We start from the raw sequence: 21,108 nt of genomic DNA on the forward strand, positions 1-21,108 counted from the left end.
GCGCCTTGCCGTAAGCTGAGTTATGTAGAGGGTTTTTAAAATAGCCCCATCTGCCCCGTCATCAGTGTAGCAAAGTCGTCCTCAAGGAAGGGCAAAATCCCCTCGGCGACGGGCTGCAGCTGGCGAGTCAGGTAGTGGTCATAATCCAGCGGAGATTGCTGATAATCAACCGGCTCCGGGCCGCTCAGGGTCATGACATATTTTATCGTGCCGCGATTCTGGTATTGCGCCGGCCTGCCCAGACGTTGGTTATGTTCATCGGCAAGCCTGGCCGCACGAACGTGAGGCGGCACGTTTTTCTGGTACTCGCTTAACGGGCGACGCAGGCGTTTGCGATAGATCAGCTGTGAATCCAGCTCACCCGACATCAGGCTGGCAATGGTCTCACGGATGTAGTCCTGATAGGGCTCGCCGCGGAAAATTCGCCAATAGAGCGTTTGCTGGAACTGTTGGGCGAGTGGCGTCCAGTCGGTGCGCACTGTTTCAAGCCCTTTAAATACCATGCGCTGTTCGTCGCCCTCCTGAATAAGCCCGGCGTAGCGCTTTTTGCTGCCCTGGTCCGTCCCCCGAATGGTAGGCATCAGGAAGCGGCAGAAGTGCGTTTCGTACTCCAGCTCCAGGGCGCATTCCAGGTTCTGCGTCGTTTTCAGGTGTTCGCGCCACCAGCCGTTTACGTGTTCAACCAGCTTCCTGCCAATCTGTGCGGCGTCCTTTTCGCTGTGGGCCTGTTTCAGCCAGACAAAGGTTGAATCCGTATCGCCGTAGATAACGTCATAGCCCTGGGATTCAATCAGCGCTTTTGTCTGGCGCATGATCTCGTGACCGCGCATGGTGATCGACGAAGCAAGGCGGGGATCGAAAAAGCGACAGGCACTGGTACCCAGTACGCCGTAAAACGCATTCATGATGATCTTGAGCGCCTGGGAGAGCGGCTTGTTGCCGTGGCGTTTTGCCTCGTCCCGGCCATGCCAGATCTGGCTCACGATCTCGGGCAGGCAGTGTTTGTCGCGGGAGAACCAGCCGCCAATAAACCCTTCAACGGAGTGCGTCACGTCCGGCTGGGCTGCACCTTCGACGAGGCCGACCGGATCGATTAAAAAGGTACGGATAATCGACGGATACAGGCTTTTATAATCGAGCACCAGCACCGAGTCATAGAGTCCAGGACTGGAATCCATCACATAGCCGCCGGGGCTTGCCTGCGGCGGAACCTCGCCCAGATTGGGGGCGACATAGCCTGCACGATGCATACGCGGGAAATAAAGGTGGCTGAAAGCCGCTACCGAGCCGCCGTGTTTATCCAGCGGGAGCCCGTTGACCGTCGCCCGCTCCAGCAGGAAAGGCATCAGCTCAGTCTTGTGGAAAATACGCGTGACCAGCTCGCAGTCTTTGAGGTTATAGGTAGCCAGCGCGGGTTTGTCTTCGGCAAAGCGGCGGTCGATCTCATCCATACGATCCCAGGGATTATCAATCGACTTCCCTTCACCCAGAAGTTCACGGGAGACCGCTTCCAGCGAAAACGAAGAGAAATTCCAGAACGCCGATTTTAGCGCTTCGATGCCGTCGATAATCACCCGGCCCGCAAGCTGGGCAAAGAAAACGCCCTGCTTAAAGCCGTGCTCACGCCATTCTAGCAGGCTGTTACCCCTGCCCAGACGGAGCGGAACCTGGTAGCGTTCGGCCATTTTTTGCAGCACGCGCAGGTCAAACTGCACGACGTTCCAGCCGATCAGGACGTCGGGATCGTGCTCGGCAAACCAGCTATTCAGCTTCTCCAGCAGCAAAGGGCGGCTGGCGACATATTCCAGCGTAAAGTCCAGGCCCGCAGCATCGCCGTTTTCAGGCCCCAGCATATAGACGTGGCGCTGCCCGCAGCCTTCCAGGCCGATGCAGTACAGCTCGCCGTGTCGATTCGTTTCGATATCCAGCGAGACCCATTTCAACGGCGGGCGGTATTCCGGGGCGGGCTTCAGGCGGGTATCCAGCAGCACTTCGCCCTGAGGATGGCCGCTAAACCAGACCGGCGCGGTAATAAAGCGTTCCATCAGGAAGCGCTCCGGGGGGCGAATATCCGCCTCATAGACCGTCACGCCGCCGTCGCGGAGCAGTTTCTCCAGCCGCATTAACTGGCGGTGCTGCTGGCAATACAGGCCCGCCACCGGCTGGTGATGGAAGTCTTTGAGTTCAAGCGGCGTAAGGCGGAATTGGTTTTCACCGGCTAGCAAACGCTGCGCCTGGGCTAACTGCGCCTGGGGAATAAAAGCGACGGATTCCTGTGGCGGCAGGCGCACCTTAAGCGGGCCATCGTCCGTGGCCAGCCAGAAATCGACTTCGGTACCGCGCGAGGTGTCTCGCCAGTGCCTGGTCAGCAGAAACCCCTGACGAGCTTGAGACACGCTGCATTCTCTCTCAGGAAAAGTGTTTCGATTATAGCGTAAACAACCGTTACTTACTGCATTTATATACAGTGTTATTGGCCGGGTGTGCGAATTGTCCGGAACTTTACCGTCTATTCTTTATTCATAGAAATGAGACCTTGACGCCTGTCACGTTAATTCTGGAGAATCGCCCGCTCGCTCATCGACGGAAAGCCTATGGAAGCCTTACTGGAACACTTTATTACACAGTCAGTTGCATATTCGCTTATCGCGGTGATGCTGGTGGCCTTTCTTGAATCGCTGGCGCTGGTGGGGCTGATCCTGCCGGGCACGGTGATGATGGCCGGACTGGGGGCGCTGATCGGCAGTGGTCAGGTGAATTTCTATTATGCCTGGGGCGCCGGGATCGTCGGCTGTCTGCTGGGGGACTGGATCTCGTTCTGGCTTGGGCAGCGTTTCAAAGGGCCGCTGCACCGCTGGTCATTTATGAAGAAGAATAAAGCTCTACTGGATAAAACCGAACACGCGCTGCATCAGCACAGCATGTTTACCATTCTGGTTGGACGCTTCGTCGGCCCTACGCGCCCGCTGGTGCCGATGGTTGCCGGTATGCTGGATTTACCGCTGGCGAAGTTTTTACCGCCAAATATTATCGGCTGCCTGTTCTGGCCACCGCTCTATTTTCTGCCGGGCATCCTTGCTGGAGCGGCAATCGACATTCCTACAGACATGAAAAGCGCCAGCTTCAAGTGGCTGCTTCTGGCGGTCGTTTTACTGCTTTGGCTGGCTGCATGGCTGTGCTGGCGTTGGTATCGCAGCGGTAAGCGTGGCTCAGATCGCCTGGCCCGCTATCTACCGCAGGCCCGACTCAACTGGCTGGCTCCGCTTATGCTTGTGGCGGGCATTGGCAGTTTTGTGGCCTTGCTGCAGCATCCCTTGATGCCGGTTTACTGGGACATCCTGCGGAAGGTGCTGTCGCACTAAGTGCAGATTCCCAACAGCGCGGAGGCGCTTGCCTCGCCGCTGAGCAATGTGCCTGTTTCGCCGTCCCATGCAATACGCCCGTCTTTTACCACGATGCTGCGGCTGGCGATGCGGGCGGCATCTTCAATACTGTGAGAGACCATCAGCAGCGTCAGCCGTTGCTCCCGGCACAGCTCGTCGAGCAGCTGTAGCATCTCTTTGCGCAGCGCCGGATCGAGCGCCGAGAAAGGTTCGTCCAGCAGTAAAACGGGCTGCTGACGAACCAGGCAGCGGGCCAGGGCGACGCGCTGCCGCTGTCCGCCGGAAAGCTGAGACGGCAGACGGTCCAGCATGTCAGTTAACCCCACGCGTTCCGTTATTTCCTGCAACCGCAGCTTCTGGGCTTCATCAAGTTTCATTCCCGGATGCATGCCCAGGGCGATATTTTGCCGGACGGTCAAATGGCTAAACAGATTATTTTCCTGGAAAAGCATGGAAACCGGGCGAGCTGAAGGCGGTGTCCGGGTGTGATCCACGCCGTCGATGACGATGCTGCCGCTGGCAGGCGCCAGGAACCCGGCGACCAGGCTCAGTAACGTACTTTTCCCCGCCCCGCTTGGCCCCAGGATGGCGATTCGTTCCCCCGCCGCAACCTTCAGGGAAAAGCGCATGGGTAAGTGCTGGTACAGCCAGGTTACATCAGTCAGAGTTAGCATCTTGCCCCGGAAGTTTTTCAATCAAGGTAAACAGCATAAAACAAAGCAGCAGCAGGAGCAGTGCTGTGACAGCGCCTTCCTGGCTGCGGTAAGAGCCGATCTGCTGATACAGCCAGAAGGGCAGCGTGCGGAAATCTTCATTGCCGAACAGCGCCACCACGCCGAAATCGCCAATCGACAGGACGCAGGCAAAGGCCAGTGCCTGGGTTATTGGGCGTTTCAGCGCTTTTAGCTCAATAAATCGCAGGCGATTAAAGCCGCTGATATCCAGCGACTGGCAAAGCTGAGAGTAGCGTTCCGCCACGTCTCGCATGGGGTTTTCGAGCACCTTTAAAGCGTAAGGAATCGCCATCAGCGCATTGGTAAAAATAACAATGCCGTCGGCGGATTGCGGCAGGCCCACGGTATTGTTTAGCAGCAAGAAGAAGCCGGTGGCGAGGACGATGCCCGGCATCGCCAGAATCAACATACCGCTAAGTTCAATGGCCTGCCCGGCGAAGCGTTGGTTACGCAGCCGAAGTTCACGCGAACTCCAAAGCAGCATCAGCGTCAGCGTCACGCTGACAAGCCCGGCGGCAATGGCAATTCTCAGTGAAGTCCAGAGCGCGTTCCAGAGCGCTGGCTGCCGCAGCACGCTGCCCATGCTGCCGTTAATCCCATCGACCATCACCGCTAGCAGCGGTGGGAGAAGCAGCAGCAGGGCGAGCACAATAAGCAGGCCATCACTAAGTTTTCGGCGCAGAGAATCCTGTGGATCGCGCCAGCCCTGAAGCTGGCTGACGCCGACGGGAATCGCCTTGCTTAACTTCTGACTCAATAACACCAGGCCAAGGCAGCACGCCATTTGCAGCAGAGCCAGCAATGCCGCTTTGGCGGGATCGTAGTCGTAGCTTAATGCCTGAAAAATGGCCAGCTCGATGGTGGTTGCCTGCGGGCCGCCGCCCAGAGAAAGCACGGTGGCGAAGCTGGCGAAGCAAAGCATAAAAATCAGGGCGCCAACCGGGAGTAGCTGGCGGCGCAGCCAGGGCCACTCGACGAAACGGAAGAAATGCCAGCCCTGCATCCCCAGCTGTGCCGCCAGCTGACGCTGTTCCGAAGGGATATTGTTCAGCGCCTGCAGCAGAAGACGAGTCGCCATCGGCATATTAAAGAAGACGTGCGCCAGCAGAATGCCCTGCAGGCCATAAGGGGAAAAGTGCCATTCAACGCCCAGCCAGCCGCAGAGCGTGGCCAGCCAGCCTTCTCGCCCATAAACGGAAAGAATACCGAAAACGGCGACCAGCACCGGCAGCACCAGCGTCATGGCGCACAGCCTCAGCAGCGCCAGTCGGCCAGGAAAGCGGCGGCGGTAGAGCGCGCGGGCTAAAAAGATGGCCGGGAAAACGGAAAGTGCGGCGGAAAGAAAGGCCTGCCAGAAGGAAAAGCGCAGGACGTGCCAAAGATAGTCGTCCCGCAATATGGCAAAGACATCCGTCTGCGGAGCGTTAAGCCACAGCGCCAGAAAAGCCGCCAGGGCTACCGCCACGACCAGCGTTGCGGCAAAGAGCCCTGGATACAGCCAGCCTGGTATTAGCGGCTGACGGCGCGTTGCCATTCATTGATCCATTCTGCGCGCTGGGTGGCCACCTGCTGAGGGAGAAATTCCAGTGTGGTTTGCGGCTTCACCAGGCTGTCGAAGCCCGCAGGTAATGCCACGTTGGTCACCGGATACATCCAGTTGCCGGTAGCAATGGTGTTCTGGAAACCTGGCGTGGTGATGAATTTGATAAATTTCTCGGCGAGTTCAGGCTGCTTGCTGTTCGCCAGCCGGCCTGCAATTTCAACCTGCAGGTAATGTCCTTCGCTAAAGTCCGCGGCGGCGTAGTTGTCTTTCTTCTCTTCGATGATGTGGTAGGCCGGGGAGGTGGTGTAGCTCAGTACCAGGTCGGCTTCTCCTTTCAGGAACAAGCCGTAAGCTTCGCTCCAGCCTTTGGTGACGGTGACGGTTTTTTTCGCCAGCTTTTGCCAGGCTTCCGGGGCTTTGTCGCCGTACACTTTTTGCATCAACAGCAGCAGGCCAAGCCCTGGAGTGCTGGTGCGCGGATCTTCGTAAATGACCTTCCATTTTTGATCGCTTTCAACCAGCTCTTTCAGGCTTTTTGGCGGGGTTTTTAGCTTGTTCTTGTCGTATACGAAAGCAAAGTAGCCGTAATCGTAAGGCACGAAGGTGCTGTTCTTCCAGCCGCCTGGCACCTGAAGGACGCCGCTTTCAATATTAGAAGGCGCAAACAGTTTGGTTTGCGTGGCGGCCTCTACCAGGTTGTTGTCCAGCCCCAGCACGACATCCGCTTTGCTGTTCTTGCCTTCCATGCGCACGCGGTTCAGCAGAGAAACGCCGTCTTCCAGTGCCACAAATTTCAGCTCGCAGTTACAGTCGGCCTCAAAGGCTTTTTTCACCGCCGGGCCAGGGCCCCAGTCGGCGGCGAACGAGTCGTAGGTGTAAACGGTTAATACAGGTTTAGCGAAAACGGGCATGGCGGCCAGCGCCAGCAGCGGCAGAAATTTTTTGAACACTTTGCACCTCAGTAAAAGGGGGCAAAGGAATTGAGTTGAGTGTCTCAAATCCCTTCGCCGGCGTTATCCGGATCAGGTTCGACGGGTATTATCTCAGCGCGGACAAACTGTCCTGGCACCCCGTTGAGCAGGGAGGATTCTACTGATTTCCTTTGGGTTACGGAAGTCATGTTACGAAAGCGTTATGGGCCCGGTGGGGCAAACCAGGCTGACTTGAAATCAAACCAGCCTAGCGTGTTCATCCTCACCCCACGCATACTGCGCTGGCCTTCAATGCGCAACCAGTGGTGAATCAATGGGATAACGTCATTGCGCTCCAGCATTTGCTTGCACCACTCAGGCAGGGCCAGCGTTTTGCTGTGCCAGCGACGGGCATCGCCCTGCCAGTCGCCAGGGATGCATTTTTGAATCAGCGGGACTTCGTAAAGCTGGGCAAACAGAGAGTATTCCAGCGGCATGGTGAAGTTCACGCTGTTCAGCCAGATGTCGCTTTCGGCCTCGCCCTGATGCCACTCAGCATAGTCTATCTCCTGCACAACCAGCTTCACGCCCTGCTCTGCCAGTAATTCGGTCATGATGCTACTGATCACCCGGTGCTCTACGTGGTCGCGGTAGTAGGTGAGCGTTATGCTCTCCAGGCCGGCAGGTTTAGGGAGCAACGGCCCGGGCCTCGAATGGTGCCAGCGGGGGAGCAAACCATAAGCCGGGAACCAGTACTGCTGATACTGCTCTGTAGCGCGGTAGATAAGGTTAACCGGGGAGAGAATATGCCCAATCCACTGGCGCACGCTTTCGTCAACGCCAAGGCTGGATCGGCTGTCGAACAGCAGATAGTAGCAACCTTCTTCCGGGCGGCTTTCCACGGCTTTTTCGCTGTCCGGCATGCCCTGGAGCTGCACGCCGCAGCTGGACTCCTCGCCAACTTCCGGTAGTACCCAAAAGTTGACCTCGTCAATGAGTGCCCGGAAGCCAAAGTAATCATCAAAGGCGTGGATCTTCAGCTGGTTGCGGTTGTTCCGAGCCACGGAATAGGGGCCCGTGCCGATGGGCTGGCTGGCGAAATTTGTCATCGTTGTCCATTCGCGCGGCAGGATCATGGCGTTCACGCTGCCCAACAGCCACGGCAGCCAGTCATCCGGCTGACTAAGGTGGATATCCAGTGTCCAGATAGTCGGCGAGGTGATTTGCGTGATATGGGCAAAAAGCGGCAGGGCGTTGATGCGCTGCAGGGAAGAGATGATATCGAGCATGTCCAGCTCGCGACCGTGATGGAAATGGATGCCTGGGCGCAGGAAGAAGCGCCAGCGTAAAGGGGAAATTTGCTGCCAGTGGTGAGCAATATCCGCTTCGAGTTCCCCATTTTCCTCATTTATTCGTGTCAGGCCGCTAAAAATCTGGCGGGCAATGTGGGTTTCGGAGCGCCTAAGCGCCGAGCCGGGCAGCAGATTTAGCAGCGGGCGATAGTAAAGGACACGCAGAATGTGTCGACCCTGGCGAAAGCTGCGCCCAAGATGAGAAATCAGCATCTGGCGGACAGCGGCTTTGTCGCCGACGATTTGAACCAGCTGATCGATGCGATCCTGCTCCAGCAGATCTTCCGCCCGCTGCTGCTGAAGCGCCAGCCCGGTATAGAGGAAAGTGAGCTGCGAGCGCTTGCCTCGTCCGGCTTCCGCTTGCCAGCTAAGCCAGCCTTTTTCCTGCATCGCATTAAGCAGCGTACGCATATGGCGGCGGGAACAGCTCAGCAAATCTGCTAAATCATTGAGCGTGGTTTCCTGAGGTTTGCCTTCGCAGCATTGCCACAGGCGGATGAATTGTTGTTGCAGGCGTGACGAAGACATAAAAGAGGAACTCCTGGCGGAAACTCATCAATTTAACTCTCCCTATATTACGTCAATAATGATTCCCGATGAAGCGAGGAGGTGTTTATGAAGCGGTCATCACCTGCGAAGTTTTTCCAACAGTACTTTGCCGCAACACAGTTTGTTTGCTCTGGATGGCTGGCTCGCCTGACGGTGGAGCAAAGACTAAGGATGCTCGAAGACTTGATGCAGTGGGAGGTTACAACCCCGATGCCCGAGAACGCCAACGCGCCGACTCATGTGTGACTGAGTATTGGTGCTTTTCACCGGCCAGCAGCTGTTTACTGCTGGCTTTTTTCGTTTAATCTTTATGCATTTAACAAATACCTCTGATTACATCTCCTTTTAAGGACATTCCATGCTCTGGTTTTTGACCCGCGCACGCCGTTTTAACCCTGTTTACGCTGCCTTCATGGCCGTCTCTTTTATGATTGGCGTGGCCGGGGCGTTGCAGGCACCGACGCTTAGCCTTTTTTTAACTCGAGAAGTCGAAGTGAGACCGTTTTGGGTCGGCCTGTTTTACACCGTTAACGCGATTGCCGGGATTGGCGTCAGTTTGCTGTTGGCCAAAAGGTCGGACAGTCGGGGCGACCGGCGAAAACTGATTATGGTTTGCTGCGCGATGGCGGTGGCAAACTGCGTTCTGTTTGCCTTTAATCGTCATTATCTGACGCTGATTACGCTTGGCGTGATGTTTGCCTCAATAGCCAATACCGCCATGCCGCAGATTTTTGCTCTGGCGCGTGAATACGCCGACCGTTCCGCTCGCGAAGTGGTGATGTTCAGCTCGATCATGCGGGCGCAGCTTTCTCTGGCGTGGGTCATCGGGCCGCCACTCTCTTTTATGCTGGCGCTGAAATATGGCTTTACCACGATGTTTCTTATCGCTGCCGGGATATTCGTTATTTCACTGGCGCTGATTATTTTCGCGCTGCCGTCCGTGCCGAGAGTTGAGCAGCCCGCAGAGGTGGCAATAACGCAGGTCAGCGGCTGGAAAGACAGTAACGTGCGGATGCTCTTTATCGCTTCGATGCTGATGTGGACCTGCAACACCATGTACATCATCGATATGCCGCTGTGGATAAGCCAGGATCTTGGGCTGCCGGATGAGCTGGCGGGGTTATTAATGGGCACGGCTGCAGGGATTGAGATCCCCGCGATGATCCTCGCCGGCTACTACGTGAAACGCTTTGGAAAACGTAACATGATGGTGGCGGCGGTTGTTGCTGGCATCCTGTTTTATGTTGGGCTGATTCTGTTCCACTCTAAAACGGCATTGGTGATCTTACAGCTGTTTAATGCGGTGTTTATCGGGATCATTGCGGGGATAGGCATGCTGTGGTTCCAGGATTTGATGCCGGGAAGGCCGGGATCTGCAACGACGCTATTCACCAACAGTATTTCAACGGGCGTGATTCTGGCTGGGATACTGCAGGGCGCGTTGGCGGAAGGTTTTGGTCACTATTCTGTTTACTGGCTGATGGCGGTGCTGGCGGTGGTTGCGCTGTTCCTGACTAGCCGGGTTAAGAACGTTTAAAATTTTCCCCTCTCATGAGCGAGAGGGGAAAATGAATTACCGCATAAACGCTGGCAGTTTTTGCTCGTAGCCAGAAATAGCGGCTTCGTGCTGCAGCGTCAGGCCGATGCTGTCCAGGCCGTTCAACATGCAGTGACGGCGGAAGCTATCCAGCTCGAACGAATAGCTTTTCTCACCCGCCTGAACCGTCTGGGCTTCAAGGTCGACGACAAACTTAATGCCGGGCTGGGCATCGACCAGCTTGAACAGCTCATCAACCTGCTCATCGCTCAAGATAACCGGCAACAGCTGGTTGTTAAACGAGTTGCCATAGAAGATGTCCGCGAAGCTTGGCGCAATGACCACTTTGAAACCGTAGTCGGTTAATGCCCACGGGGCGTGCTCGCGCGAAGAGCCGCAGCCGAAGTTTTCACGCGCCAGCAAAATAGAGGCGCCTTTAAATTCCGGGTAGTTCAGCACGAACTCCGGGTTAGGCACTTGCCCGGCATCGTCCAGAAAACGCCAGTCGTTAAACAGGTGGGCGCCAAAACCGGTGCGGGTGACCTTCTGCAAAAACTGCTTCGGGATAATGGCATCGGTATCGACGTTCGCCGCGTCCAGCGGAACGACCAGGCCGGTATGTTGGATAAATTTCTCTGCCATGGTAGTTCCCCTTATTTCAGTGTACGAATATCGGCAAAATGACCGGAAACAGCGGCGGCGGCTGCCATCGCCGGGCTGACCAGATGAGTACGCCCGCCACGGCCCTGACGACCTTCGAAGTTACGGTTGCTGGTGGAGGCGCAACGCTCGCCTGGATTCAGGCGGTCATTGTTCATGGCCAGGCACATGGAACACCCAGGCAAACGCCACTCAAAACCGGCTTCAATGAAGATCTTATCCAGCCCTTCAGACTCGGCCTGAGCTTTAACCGGACCTGAGCCTGGCACAACCATGGCCAAAACGCCTGGTGCGACTTTGCGACCTTTGGCGACTTCAGCTGCTGCGCGCAGGTCTTCGATACGCGAGTTGGTGCAGGAACCAATAAAGACTTTATCGATAGCCACTGCGGTCAGCGGAATACCCGGTTGCAGGCCCATATAGGCGAGCGCTTTTTCTGCCGAAGCACGTTCTACCGGATCGCTGAAAGACTCCGGAGCAGGAATATTATCGGTGACGGAAATCACCTGGCCTGGGTTGGTTCCCCAGGTCACTTGCGGTGCAATGTCGGCGGCGTCTAAGGTGACGATGGTGTCAAATTTAGCACCATCGTCGGTGCTGAAGGTTTTCCAGTACTCGACGGCTTCATCCCAGTCCGCGCCTTTAGGGGCGTGCAGACGACCTTTCACATAGCTGAAGGTGGTTTCATCCGGCGCAACAATCCCGGCTTTGGCCCCCATTTCGATCGCCATGTTGCACAGCGTCATGCGGCCTTCCATGCTCAGGGCACGAATAGCGTCGCCGCAGAATTCAACCACGTGACCGGTGCCGCCGGCGCTGCCGGTTTTGCCGATGATAGCCAGCACGATATCTTTGGCCGTGATCCCCGGAGCCGCTTTGCCCTGGACTTCAATTTTCATGGTTTTCGCACGACCCTGTTTCAGAGTCTGCGTTGCCAGGACATGCTCAACTTCGGAAGTCCCAATCCCAAAAGCCAGCGCGCCGAATGCGCCGTGAGTGGCAGTATGGGAGTCGCCGCACACGATGGTCATGCCCGGCAGGGTGATCCCTTGTTCTGGCCCCATAACGTGAACGATGCCCTGATAAGGGTGGTTCAGATCGTACAGCTCAACGCCAAACTCTTTGCAGTTCTTCATCAGTTCCTGCATCTGAATACGGGCCATCTCGCCGGAGGCATTGATGTCCTTAGTTTGGGTCGACACGTTGTGGTCCATTGTGGCGAAGGTTTTCCCCGGCTGACGAACCGGGCGGCCATGGGCGCGCAATCCGTCAAAGGCCTGCGGGGAAGTCACTTCATGCACCAGGTGGCGATCGATATACAGCAGCGGTGTCTCTTCCGGGGCTTCATACACGACGTGGGCGTCGTACAACTTCTGATATAAGGTCCTGGCCATGATTATTTCCCCTGAGCGATGTAGCGGGCAATGATATCGCCCATTTCGTCGGTGCTGACTGCGTGACCATCGCGGGCTAAATCCCCGGTACGGTGGCCTTCTTCTAACGCGCGATTAATGGCGCTTTCGATAGCCTGCGCGGCTTCCTCAGCATCCAGGCTATAGCGCAACAGCAGCGCCAGCGACAGGATCTGCGCGGTAGGGTTGGCAATGTTCTTCCCGGCGATATCCGGTGCTGAACCACCCGCAGGTTCGTATAAGCCAAAGCCTTGTTCGTTGAGGCTGGCAGAAGGCAGCATGCCCATAGATCCGGTGATCATGGCGCACTCGTCGGACAGGATGTCTCCGAACAAGTTGGAGCACAGCAGAACGTCGAACTGCGATGGATCTTTAATTAACTGCATAGTGGCGTTGTCGATATACATGTGGGACAGCGACACATCCGGGTATTCTTTAGCGATTTCGTTGACGATTTCACGCCACAACAGTGAGGATTGCAGCACGTTTGCTTTATCAATGGAGGTTACTTTGCTGCGGCGTTTGCGGGCAGATTCAAAGGCGATGCGTGCAATGCGCTCGATCTCAAAGCGGTGGTAAACCTCGGTATCGAAGGCTTTCTCGTGCATACCGCTACCTTCACGGCCTTTCGGCTGGCCGAAGTAAATCCCGCCGGTCAGTTCGCGAACGCACAGAATGTCGAAGCCGTTAGCTGCGATGTCGGCGCGCAGCGGGCAAAACTCTTCCAGCCCCTGATACAGACGCGCAGGACGCAGGTTGCTGAAGAGTTTAAAATGTTTACGCAACGGCAGCAGGGCACCGCGTTCAGGCTGTTCTGCTGGCGGCAGATGTTCCCATTTCGGGCCACCTACAGAGCCGAACAGAATCGCATCGGCCTGCTCACAACCTTCGACTGTGGCCTGCGGCAGCGGGCTGCCGTGGCGATCAATCGCGGCACCACCGACGTCATAGGAGCTGGTGCTGATGCGGATATCAAAGCGATTGCGAACTGCATCCAGTACTTTCAGGGCCTGAGCCATCACTTCCGGGCCAATACCGTCACCCGGCAAAACTGCAATATGGTAATTTTTCGACATTACACGGTTTCCTGATTTTGTTCTTTATTCTGATGTTGAGCTTTGCGTTGCAATTCTTTTTCGACTTCACCGGCACGCCAGATGTTGTTCAGCACGTGGACCATGGCTTTGGCTGATGATTCGACGATGTCGGTTGTCAGCCCTACGCCGTGGAAGCGGCGGCCGTTGTAATCCACCACGATATCTACCTGGCCCAGGGCGTCTTTGCCTTGCCCTTTGGCGGTTAAGCTGTATTTCACCAGCTCAATGTTGTAATCGGTGATGCGGTTAATTGCCTGATAGACCGCATCCACCGGGCCGTTACCGTTTGCTGCTTCAGCTTTGACCTCTTCGCCGCAAACCAGCTTCACGGATGCCGTCGCGATACCGTTAGAACCCGACTGCACGCTGAAATAATCCAGGCTGAAGTGCTCAGGCTCTTCCTGCTGCTTGTTGATGAAGGCCAATGCTTCCAGGTCGTAGTCAAATACCTGGCCTTTTTTATCTGCCAGTTTCAGGAAGGCGTCGTACAGGTTATCCAGATTGTAATCAGCCTCTTTGTAACCCATCTCGTCCATGCGGTGCTTCACCGCTGCCCGGCCGGAGCGTGAGGTCAGGTTCAGCTGTACCTGATTCAGGCCGATGGATTCTGGCGTCATGATTTCGTAGTTTTCGCGATTTTTCAGCACGCCGTCCTGGTGAATACCGGAGGAGTGGGCGAAGGCGCCGGTGCCGACGATAGCTTTGTTGGCCGGAATTGGCATGTTGCAGATTTGGCTAACCATCTGGCTGGTGCGCCAGATTTCCTGATGATTGATATTGGTGTGCAGGTTCATGATGTCCTTGCGCACCTTGATAGCCATGATGACTTCTTCCAGTGAGCAGTTACCCGCGCGTTCACCGATACCGTTCATTGCGCCTTCCACCTGGCGAGCACCCGCGTGAACTGCCGCCATGGCATTCCCTACGGCCAGCCCCAAATCGTCGTGGGTGTGCACGGAAATAATCGCTTTATCAATGTTCGGCACGCGCTCATACAAACCGGTGATGATGTTGGAGAACTCAAACGGCATGGTGTAGCCGACGGTATCCGGGATGTTAATGGTGGTTGCGCCTGCGTTGATCGCGGCTTCGACTACGCGAGCCAGGTCGGCAATCGGCGTGCGGCCAGCATCTTCACAGGAAAATTCTACGTCATCGGTGTAGTTACGGGCGCGTTTCACCATATAAATAGCGCGCTCAATGACTTCATCCAGCGTACTGCGCAGCTTGGTGGCGATGTGCATTGGAGAGGTGGCGATGAAAGTATGAATACGGAACGCTTCAGCGACTTTTAAGGATTCAGCGGCAACATCTATGTCTTTTTCAACGCAGCGAGCAAGGCCACAAACGCGGCTGTTTTTGATATTGCGGGCAATAGTCTGTACGGATTCGAAATCACCGGGGGAAGAGACAGGGAAGCCGACTTCCATGACGTCGACGCCCATACGTTCCAGCGCCATAGCGATCTGCAATTTCTCTTTTACGCTCAGGCTTGCCTGTAAAGCCTGTTCGCCGTCGCGCAATGTGGTATCAAAAATAATGACTTGCTGGCTCATGGTTCGGTCCTTTATCTCTTTGGGTGCCTTCGCGACGAGCATAAAAAAACCCGCGCATTGGCGCGGGTTTTTTCTGTCTGAAGGCTTGAATCAACGCTGATTGTCGCCCACCAGTCTACCGCGCAAATAAGATGCGTTTAGTAGTAGACCAAGTAGGCGGACGGTGCGATTCATGTTTCAAGCCCTGTGCAATTTCGTGATGTATTTATTGGTACTTGATCTCAACGCAGGTGTCAACCTTTAGGCCGGTTGTGGGATCGCTGGGCCGATGCGTTCGTCGTGTTTGCTCAGTGAAAGATACCGAGAAAATGTCTTTTCTTAATATATTAATTAAGATTAAAAGGCGTAATATCGTCTGAGAACAGACTGAATTTAAATAATTCATCTTATGAATATGATAGAACTGATGTATTGTTCACGGGCTGACAGATTTCTTATTACCCATCCGGTGACTTACTGGTTTTTATTGAGTGGTTTTATTCCTTCAGTAATAACTGTTCTGGTTAATTGAGTCGTTATAAATTCTTGTCAGAAAGATATTAAAATGAAATTTCCAACTTATGCATTGTGGAATGGCACTCTATTTATTACTGGAGTAAAAATGGATTCTAAAATACATAAGAGTCGGGAGACTCTGGATGCAATAAGACCTCTGTTACGTAATGTAGACTTAAACCTGCTGACTGTTTTTGACACGGTAATGAGGGCACAAAGTATTACCGGTGCAGCCAGGCTGTTGGGGATGTCTCAGCCAGCCGTCAGCAACGCCGTGTCCCGGTTGAAAACCACCTTCAAGGATGAGTTATTTGTTCGCAATGGGCGGACGATACAAGCAACAGCCAGAGCTTTTCAGCTTTATGACGTGATTCGTGACGCCTTACAGATGGTCCAGAATGAGCTACCGGAAGGGGACTTTGATCCTCTAAGGAGCAAGCGGCAGTTTACGCTTTGCGTTGCCAGTCCTTTAGACAGTAAAATAATGTCACGTATTTTAGATACGATGAAATATAAGGCACCAAACGTTCAGTTAATTTTTAAATCTTCTTTTAATGAGGATGTTGAGCGGCAGCTACGCTATCAGGAAGTTGATTTTTTGATTTGTTATGATCAAATCTCTCGGCCTGAGTTTAAAAGAATCCCACTGTTTGAGGATGAAATCGTTTTAGTCACTGGCCAGGAGCACCCTGGTTTTTGTTCTCCGCTAACGACGCGTGATTTCTATAATCAGCAGCATGCGGTGGCTTCTCCAGAATGTTATGGCTCCTTCAGTTCACCGTGGTATGACACGTTGAATAAGCAAAATGCGATTGCCTATCAGGGAATGGCAATGACCTGTGTATTAAATGTGGTTTCACAAACACGGCTTGTGGCACTTGCACCACGCTGGTTGGTTGATAGTGTTCCTAATGAATTGAATTTAAGAATGTTTCATGTGCCTTTTATCAAAAGAAAGCGTACTTGTTATTTATCCTGGTATGGCTCAGTCGGGCAAGAAAAGGGGCATTTGTGGATGAAAAATCAGATAGCAAAAAGCTTATGTCAATAACGTTACCAGTATTATGGATGCTCGGGCCTGAACAGCCCGTTTCCACTTTTTTATGTTAGAAAGGCAGTATTTTGTACTTTAGCATTTTCTGGTGGCCTCTTCCTCACAGCTTAATAATGCTAAATTAATACATAACGCACTGTGATTCCCCGCATCTTTGGCATATTCGTCATTAGTCACCCTCTCTATTTAGTCGATCGCTCCGCTATGCCTGATTTTTATAGAGGTGAGTGCAATTTCTTCTCTTCAGGTTGCTCTGGCGGGTAATTGCCTGACGGATCTTGAGCGGTTATGTTAATGGGCTAAACCTATAAAAATGATACAGGCAGAGACACAACCTGTCGCAACGACGGTGCGGAAATGACTTCTGCATGCCGTCAAAAACGTGAGCCTGGAGGCAAAACCATGGAGATGTTGTCAGGAGCCGAGATGGTCGTCCGGTCGTTAATCGATCAGGGCGTAAAACAAGTATTCGGCTATCCGGGAGGCGCAGTACTCGATATTTACGATGCGCTTCATACTATGGGTGGGATCGATCATGTGCTGGTACGCCATGAACAGGCTGCAGTGCATATGGCCGACGGCCTGGCGCGTGCTACGGGAGAAACCGGTGTTGTGCTGGTGACTTCAGGGCCTGGCGCTACAAATGCTATTACCGGCATTGCAACCGCCTACATGGACTCCATTCCGATGGTTGTGTTGTCCGGGCAGGTCGCAACTTCATTGATTGGTTACGACGCCTTTCAGGAATGTGACATGGTCGGTATCTCCCGACCAGTCGTTAAACATAGCTTCCTGGTAAAACAGGTCGAGGACATACCTGGGATCATCAAAAAGGCATTCTGGCTTGCGTCCAGCGGCCGCCCAGGGCCGGTGGTCGTTGATTTACCCAAAGACATCATGAGTCCGCTGAATAAGCTGCCGTATGCCTGGCCAGACGCCGTTAGTATGCGCTCTTACAACCCAACGACGCAGGGCCACAAAGGGCAGATCAAGCGCGCCCTGCAGACGCTGATTGCGGCTAGAAAACCGGTGATGTACGTAGGCGGTGGGGCGATCAATTCAGCCTGCGAGGCAGAATTGTTGACGATTGCCGAAAAGCTCAATATTCCGGTTGTCTCATCGCTGATGGGGCTAGGTGCATTTCCGGCTACACATCGGCAGTCGCTGGGTATGCTGGGCATGCACGGCACCTATGAAGCCAACATGACGATGCATCATTCGGACGTTATCTTTGCCGTTGGCGTTCGCTTTGATGACCGAACCACTAACAATCTCGCTAAATACTGCCCGAATGCAACAGTGCTGCATATTGATATCGACCCTACGTCTATCTCCAAAACAGTTGCGGCGGATATCCCAATTGTGGGGGATGCGCGTCAAGCTCTGACGCAAATGCTGGACTTGCTTGCTCAGGAAGACGTTCAGCAATCCGGGGATGATATTCGGGACTGGTGGCAACAGATTGAACAGTGGCGCGCTCGTCACTGCCTTGAGTTCGATCGCCATAGCCAGGCTATCAAGCCGCAGGCTGTTATTGAAACCGCTTATCGCCTGACGAACGGTGATGCTTATGTCACCTCCGATGTGGGCCAGCACCAAATGTTTGCCGCGCTCTATTATCCGTTCGATAAGCCACGCCGTTGGATAAATTCCGGTGGTTTAGGCACGATGGGCTTTGGTCTTCCTGCCGCGCTTGGCGTGAAGATGGCGTTGCCGGATGAAACGGTCATTTGCGTCACCGGCGATGGCAGTATCCAGATGAATATCCAGGAGCTTTCTACCGCGCTGCAGTACGGCTTGTCGGTTCTGGTTTTGAACCTTAACAACCGTTACCTCGGCATGGTGAAACAGTGGCAGGACATGATTTATTCGGGCCGCCACTCTCAGTCTTATATGGAGTCGCTCCCGGACTTTGTTCGCCTGGCTGAAGCTTATGGCCACGTGGGGATTAATATCACTAAGCCAGAAGAACTGGAAAGCAAACTTGCCGAAGCGCTGGAAACCGTGCGCGGCGGGCGACTGGTGTTTGTAGATGTCACAGTTGATGGTACTGAACACGTTTATCCGATGCAGATTCGCGGTGGCGGTATGGATGAAATGTGGCTAAGCAAAACGGAGAGAACCTGATTATGCGCCGGATATTATCTGTATTACTGGAAAATGAATCAGGCGCGCTGTCCCGGGTCATTGGTCTGTTTTCCCAGCGTGGTTACAACATTGAAAGCCTTACCGTAGCGCCTACGGACGATCCCACGCTTTCTCGTATGACAATCCAAACCGTGGGTGACGAGAAGGTACTGGAACAGATTGAGAAACAGCTGCACAAGCTGGTGGATGTGTTACGCGTCAGTGAGCTGGGGCAGGGGGCCTACGTTGAGCGTGAAATCATGCTGGTGAAGGTACAGGCCAGCGGATACGGGCGGGAAGAGGTGAAGCGCAGCACGGAAATTTTCCGTGGGCAAATCATTGATGTGACGCCAACGCTTTACACCGTCCAGCTTGCCGGGACCAGCGATAAACTCAATGCGTTCCTTGATACGATCCGTGATGTTGCGAAAATCGTCGAAGTGGCCCGTTCGGGTATTGTTGGCGTTTCGCGTGGCGATAAGATCATGCGTTAGTCCCGAATGTGATCTAATTCACATGCCCGGTAATCACTGCCGGGCTTTTTTTTGCAAATAAGAAAACAAGCGCCTGCAAAAGCGGTTGCCGGAGTTATTATTCTGCGCTTAGATGTGAATGTCGTTAACCATAACCAGAGCATGGGTATGGATCACCTGGAGAGTAAGGGGCTACAGTGAAATTGGATGAAATCGCGCGTCTGGCTGGCGTGTCGCGCACCACGGCAAGCTATGTTATCAACGGAAAAGCAAAACAGTATCGTGTCAGCGATAAAACCGTTGAGAAAGTCATGGCGGTGGTACGCGAGCATAATTACCACCCTAATGCGGTAGCCGCTGGGCTACGTGCAGGACGCACGCGTTCTATTGGGCTGGTGATCCCAGACCTGGAAAACACCAGCTACACCCGTATAGCAAATTACCTTGAGCGTCAGGCTCGCCAGCGCGGCTATCAGTTGCTGATCGCTTGCTCTGAGGATCAACCCGACAACGAAATGCGCTGTATTGAACATCTTCTGCAGCGGCAGGTTGATGCCATTATAGTGTCTACCTCGTTGCCGCCGGAGCATCCTTTTTATCAGCGTTGGGCAAACGATTCGTTCCCGATTATTGCGCTCGACCGTGCATTAGACCGTGAACACTTCACCAGCGTTGTCGGTGCCGATCAGGACGATGCAGAAATGCTGGCTGAAGAGCTGCGGAAATTCCCTGGTGAAAATATCCTTTACCTTGGTGCATTACCTGAACTGTCCGTGAGTTTCCTGCGTGAGCAAGGGTTCCGTACTGCCTGGAAAGACGATCCTCGTACCGTCAATTATCTCTACGCTAACAGCTATGAGCGTGAGGCTGCTGCTCAGCTTTTTGAAAAGTGGCTGGAAACTCACGAGATGCCTGATGCGCTGTACACAACGTCCTTCGCACTGCTGCAGGGCGTGATGGATGTCACGCTGCGCCGTCAGGGACGGCTGCCTTCGGAGTTGGCGATCGCCACCTTCGGCGATCATGAGCTGCTGGATTTCCTGCAGTGTCCGGTATTGGCGGTCGCACAGCGTCACCGCGATGTTGCCGAGCGCGTACTGGAACTGGTGCTGGCAAGCCTTGATGAGCCACGTAAGCCGAAGCCTGGGTTGACCCGAATTCGCCGCAATCTTTATCGTCGGGGTAGCTTAAGTCGTTACTGATAAAGAGATCATTATCAGCCACTTAAAGTTAATTAAGATTTTTCCCGTATATTTACCCTTATTTTTTAAGGCAATTAATTAGGCGGGAAAAATCGGGTAAAAAAATCTCCATCGAGAAATAAATCTCTTCTTTGTATTATTTTGTTACACACCAGCAGCTAAGAAATGTTGGATTATTAATCATTAGCAACCTCTCTTTACTTCTGTCTCGCGCCGAGCCAGCGCCAGACGGGCATCTGGCGCTGTTCACTCGCTTTGAAATACCTTAAAATGCCGCCCGCGTCGCAAACTGAGTACTTAATATTTCTCCAGACAAGTATTCGGTCGTTTTAACGCTGTTGATGTTTATTGGTCTTTTTCTTTCAAATATTCATAACGTTAATTTTGCCTCGCTATTGCGGGCTTTTTCACGCCAGCCATTTATCAATCGCTTAGGCGCGGGAATTTATTCCCGTAAGCGGCCTGGCTGGCTTGACAAGGTTTTCCTCCCCTCCGTAAACTCCTTTATGTGGGAATTTGTGGGTTAAAGTGGTGAAATGGGTCATTAAAGGGTGAGGCTGGCATGTTCCGTGGGGCAACGTTAGTCAATCTCGACAGCAAGGGGCGGCTCGCCGTGCCTACCCGTTATAGGGAAAAGCTGATCGAAACCTCAGAAGGTCAGATGGTTTGTACCATCGACATCCATCACCCCTGCCTGCTGCTTTATACCGTTCCTGAGTGGGAAATCATTGAACAAAAGCTTGCCCGTCTGTCGAGCATGAACCCCGCAGAACGCCGCGTACAGCGTCTGTTATTGGGGCATGCCAGTGAATGTCAGATGGATAACGCCGGGCGATTGCTGTTGGCGCCCGTTTTACGGCAGCACGCCGGGCTTACCAAAGAAGTCATGCTGGTCGGCCAGTTCAATAAGTTTGAGCTGTGGGATGAAGCGACCTGGCATCAACAGGTCAAGGAAGATATCGACGCTGAGCAGGGTTCGACAAACACCTTGTCGGATCGTCTGCAGGACTTGTCACTTTAGAA

General features: G+C 53.9%; 18 protein-coding genes and 1 riboswitch. Of the genes, 8 read left to right on the forward strand and 10 right to left on the reverse strand.

What is annotated here, in order from left to right:
* Positions 1–35 precede the first annotated feature (35 nt).
* Positions 36–2,396: a DNA polymerase II gene (gene polB / locus A936_RS22040; RefSeq protein WP_008461737.1), complete on the reverse strand. Its 2,361-nt coding sequence runs from the start codon at positions 2,394–2,396 to the stop codon at positions 36–38.
* A gap of 198 nt (positions 2,397–2,594) precedes the next feature.
* Between polB and A936_RS22045 the strand changes: the two genes are divergently transcribed.
* Positions 2,595–3,362, forward strand: a complete 768-nt coding sequence (locus tag A936_RS22045; RefSeq protein ID WP_008461740.1) for a DedA family protein — start codon at positions 2,595–2,597, stop codon at positions 3,360–3,362.
* Here A936_RS22045 and thiQ read toward each other — a convergent pair.
* The 4 genes from thiQ to sgrR form a co-directional block, all read right to left on the reverse strand.
* Positions 3,359–4,057, reverse strand: coding sequence for a thiamine ABC transporter ATP-binding protein ThiQ (gene thiQ / locus A936_RS22050; protein WP_008461742.1), 699 nt, complete (start codon positions 4,055–4,057; stop codon positions 3,359–3,361). The genes A936_RS22045 and thiQ overlap by 4 nt on opposite strands.
* Positions 4,041–5,651 carry a thiamine/thiamine pyrophosphate ABC transporter permease ThiP gene (thiP, locus tag A936_RS22055; protein WP_008461744.1) on the reverse strand — a complete coding sequence of 537 codons (1,611 nt, stop codon included), beginning with the start codon at positions 5,649–5,651 and terminating at the stop codon, positions 4,041–4,043. The genes thiQ and thiP overlap by 17 nt, the downstream gene beginning before the upstream one ends.
* The gene (gene thiB / locus A936_RS22060) at positions 5,627–6,610 is read right to left on the reverse strand and encodes a thiamine ABC transporter substrate binding subunit (RefSeq protein ID WP_008461746.1); all 984 of its coding nucleotides are present in this window, start codon (positions 6,608–6,610) and stop codon (positions 5,627–5,629) included. The genes thiP and thiB overlap by 25 nt, the downstream gene beginning before the upstream one ends.
* A gap of 31 nt (positions 6,611–6,641) precedes the next feature.
* A riboswitch (TPP riboswitch) is annotated at positions 6,642–6,743 on the reverse strand.
* A gap of 49 nt (positions 6,744–6,792) precedes the next feature.
* Positions 6,793–8,451: an HTH-type transcriptional regulator SgrR gene (gene sgrR, locus A936_RS22065; protein ID WP_008461747.1), complete on the reverse strand. Its 1,659-nt coding sequence runs from the start codon at positions 8,449–8,451 to the stop codon at positions 6,793–6,795.
* 87 nt (positions 8,452–8,538) lie between these two features.
* On the opposite strand from sgrR, the gene sgrT reads away from it, so the two are divergent.
* Together sgrT and A936_RS22075 are read left to right on the forward strand one after the other, a co-directional pair.
* Positions 8,539–8,718, forward strand: coding sequence for a glucose uptake inhibitor SgrT (sgrT, locus tag A936_RS22070; RefSeq protein WP_008461749.1), 180 nt, complete (start codon positions 8,539–8,541; stop codon positions 8,716–8,718).
* A 112-nt stretch (positions 8,719–8,830) separates the two neighbouring features.
* The gene (locus tag A936_RS22075) at positions 8,831–10,009 is read left to right on the forward strand and encodes a sugar efflux transporter (protein WP_008461751.1); all 1,179 of its coding nucleotides are present in this window, start codon (positions 8,831–8,833) and stop codon (positions 10,007–10,009) included.
* A gap of 36 nt (positions 10,010–10,045) precedes the next feature.
* Here A936_RS22075 and leuD read toward each other — a convergent pair whose 3' ends face one another.
* The 5 genes from leuD to leuL all read right to left on the reverse strand — a co-directional run bounded on the left by leuD (position 10,046) and on the right by leuL (position 14,908).
* A complete protein-coding gene (gene leuD, locus A936_RS22080) occupies positions 10,046–10,651 on the reverse strand; it encodes a 3-isopropylmalate dehydratase small subunit (protein ID WP_008461753.1) in 606 nt (201 codons plus the stop codon).
* 11 nt (positions 10,652–10,662) lie between these two features.
* Positions 10,663–12,063, reverse strand: a complete 1,401-nt coding sequence (gene leuC / locus A936_RS22085) for a 3-isopropylmalate dehydratase large subunit (protein ID WP_008461757.1) — start codon at positions 12,061–12,063, stop codon at positions 10,663–10,665.
* 2 nt (positions 12,064–12,065) lie between these two features.
* Complete coding sequence (gene leuB, locus A936_RS22090; protein WP_008461759.1) at positions 12,066–13,157, reverse strand: 3-isopropylmalate dehydrogenase; 1,092 nt, start codon at positions 13,155–13,157, stop codon at positions 12,066–12,068.
* Positions 13,157–14,734: a 2-isopropylmalate synthase gene (leuA, locus tag A936_RS22095; RefSeq protein WP_008461762.1), complete on the reverse strand. Its 1,578-nt coding sequence runs from the start codon at positions 14,732–14,734 to the stop codon at positions 13,157–13,159. The genes leuB and leuA overlap by 1 nt, the downstream gene beginning before the upstream one ends.
* Before the next feature lie 90 nt (positions 14,735–14,824).
* Entirely contained in the window at positions 14,825–14,908 is an 84-nt protein-coding gene (gene leuL, locus A936_RS24015; RefSeq protein WP_139827388.1) for a leu operon leader peptide, read from the reverse strand.
* 427 nt (positions 14,909–15,335) lie between these two features.
* On the opposite strand from leuL, the gene leuO reads away from it, so the two are divergent.
* The 5 genes from leuO (at position 15,336) to mraZ (ending at position 21,106) form a co-directional block, all read left to right on the forward strand.
* On the forward strand, positions 15,336–16,280 hold the full coding sequence (gene leuO / locus A936_RS22100) for a transcriptional regulator LeuO (protein ID WP_034810173.1): 945 nt from the start codon (positions 15,336–15,338) through the stop codon (positions 16,278–16,280).
* 405 nt (positions 16,281–16,685) lie between these two features.
* Positions 16,686–18,410 (forward strand): acetolactate synthase 3 large subunit, encoded by a 1,725-nt coding sequence (ilvI, locus tag A936_RS22105; protein ID WP_008461766.1) that lies wholly within the window; start codon positions 16,686–16,688, stop codon positions 18,408–18,410.
* Between the two features lie 2 nt (positions 18,411–18,412).
* Positions 18,413–18,904 carry an acetolactate synthase small subunit gene (gene ilvN / locus A936_RS22110; RefSeq protein WP_008461768.1) on the forward strand — a complete coding sequence of 164 codons (492 nt, stop codon included), beginning with the start codon at positions 18,413–18,415 and terminating at the stop codon, positions 18,902–18,904.
* Between the two features lie 176 nt (positions 18,905–19,080).
* Positions 19,081–20,085: a catabolite repressor/activator gene (gene cra, locus A936_RS22115; RefSeq protein WP_008461770.1), complete on the forward strand. Its 1,005-nt coding sequence runs from the start codon at positions 19,081–19,083 to the stop codon at positions 20,083–20,085.
* A 562-nt stretch (positions 20,086–20,647) separates the two neighbouring features.
* Positions 20,648–21,106 carry a division/cell wall cluster transcriptional repressor MraZ gene (mraZ, locus tag A936_RS22120; protein WP_008461772.1) on the forward strand — a complete coding sequence of 153 codons (459 nt, stop codon included), beginning with the start codon at positions 20,648–20,650 and terminating at the stop codon, positions 21,104–21,106.
* The last annotated feature ends 2 nt before the right edge of the window (positions 21,107–21,108 follow it).

Source organism: Enterobacter sp. Ag1, from assembly GCA_000277545.1.
Classification (GTDB): Bacteria; Pseudomonadota; Gammaproteobacteria; order Enterobacterales; family Enterobacteriaceae; genus Cedecea.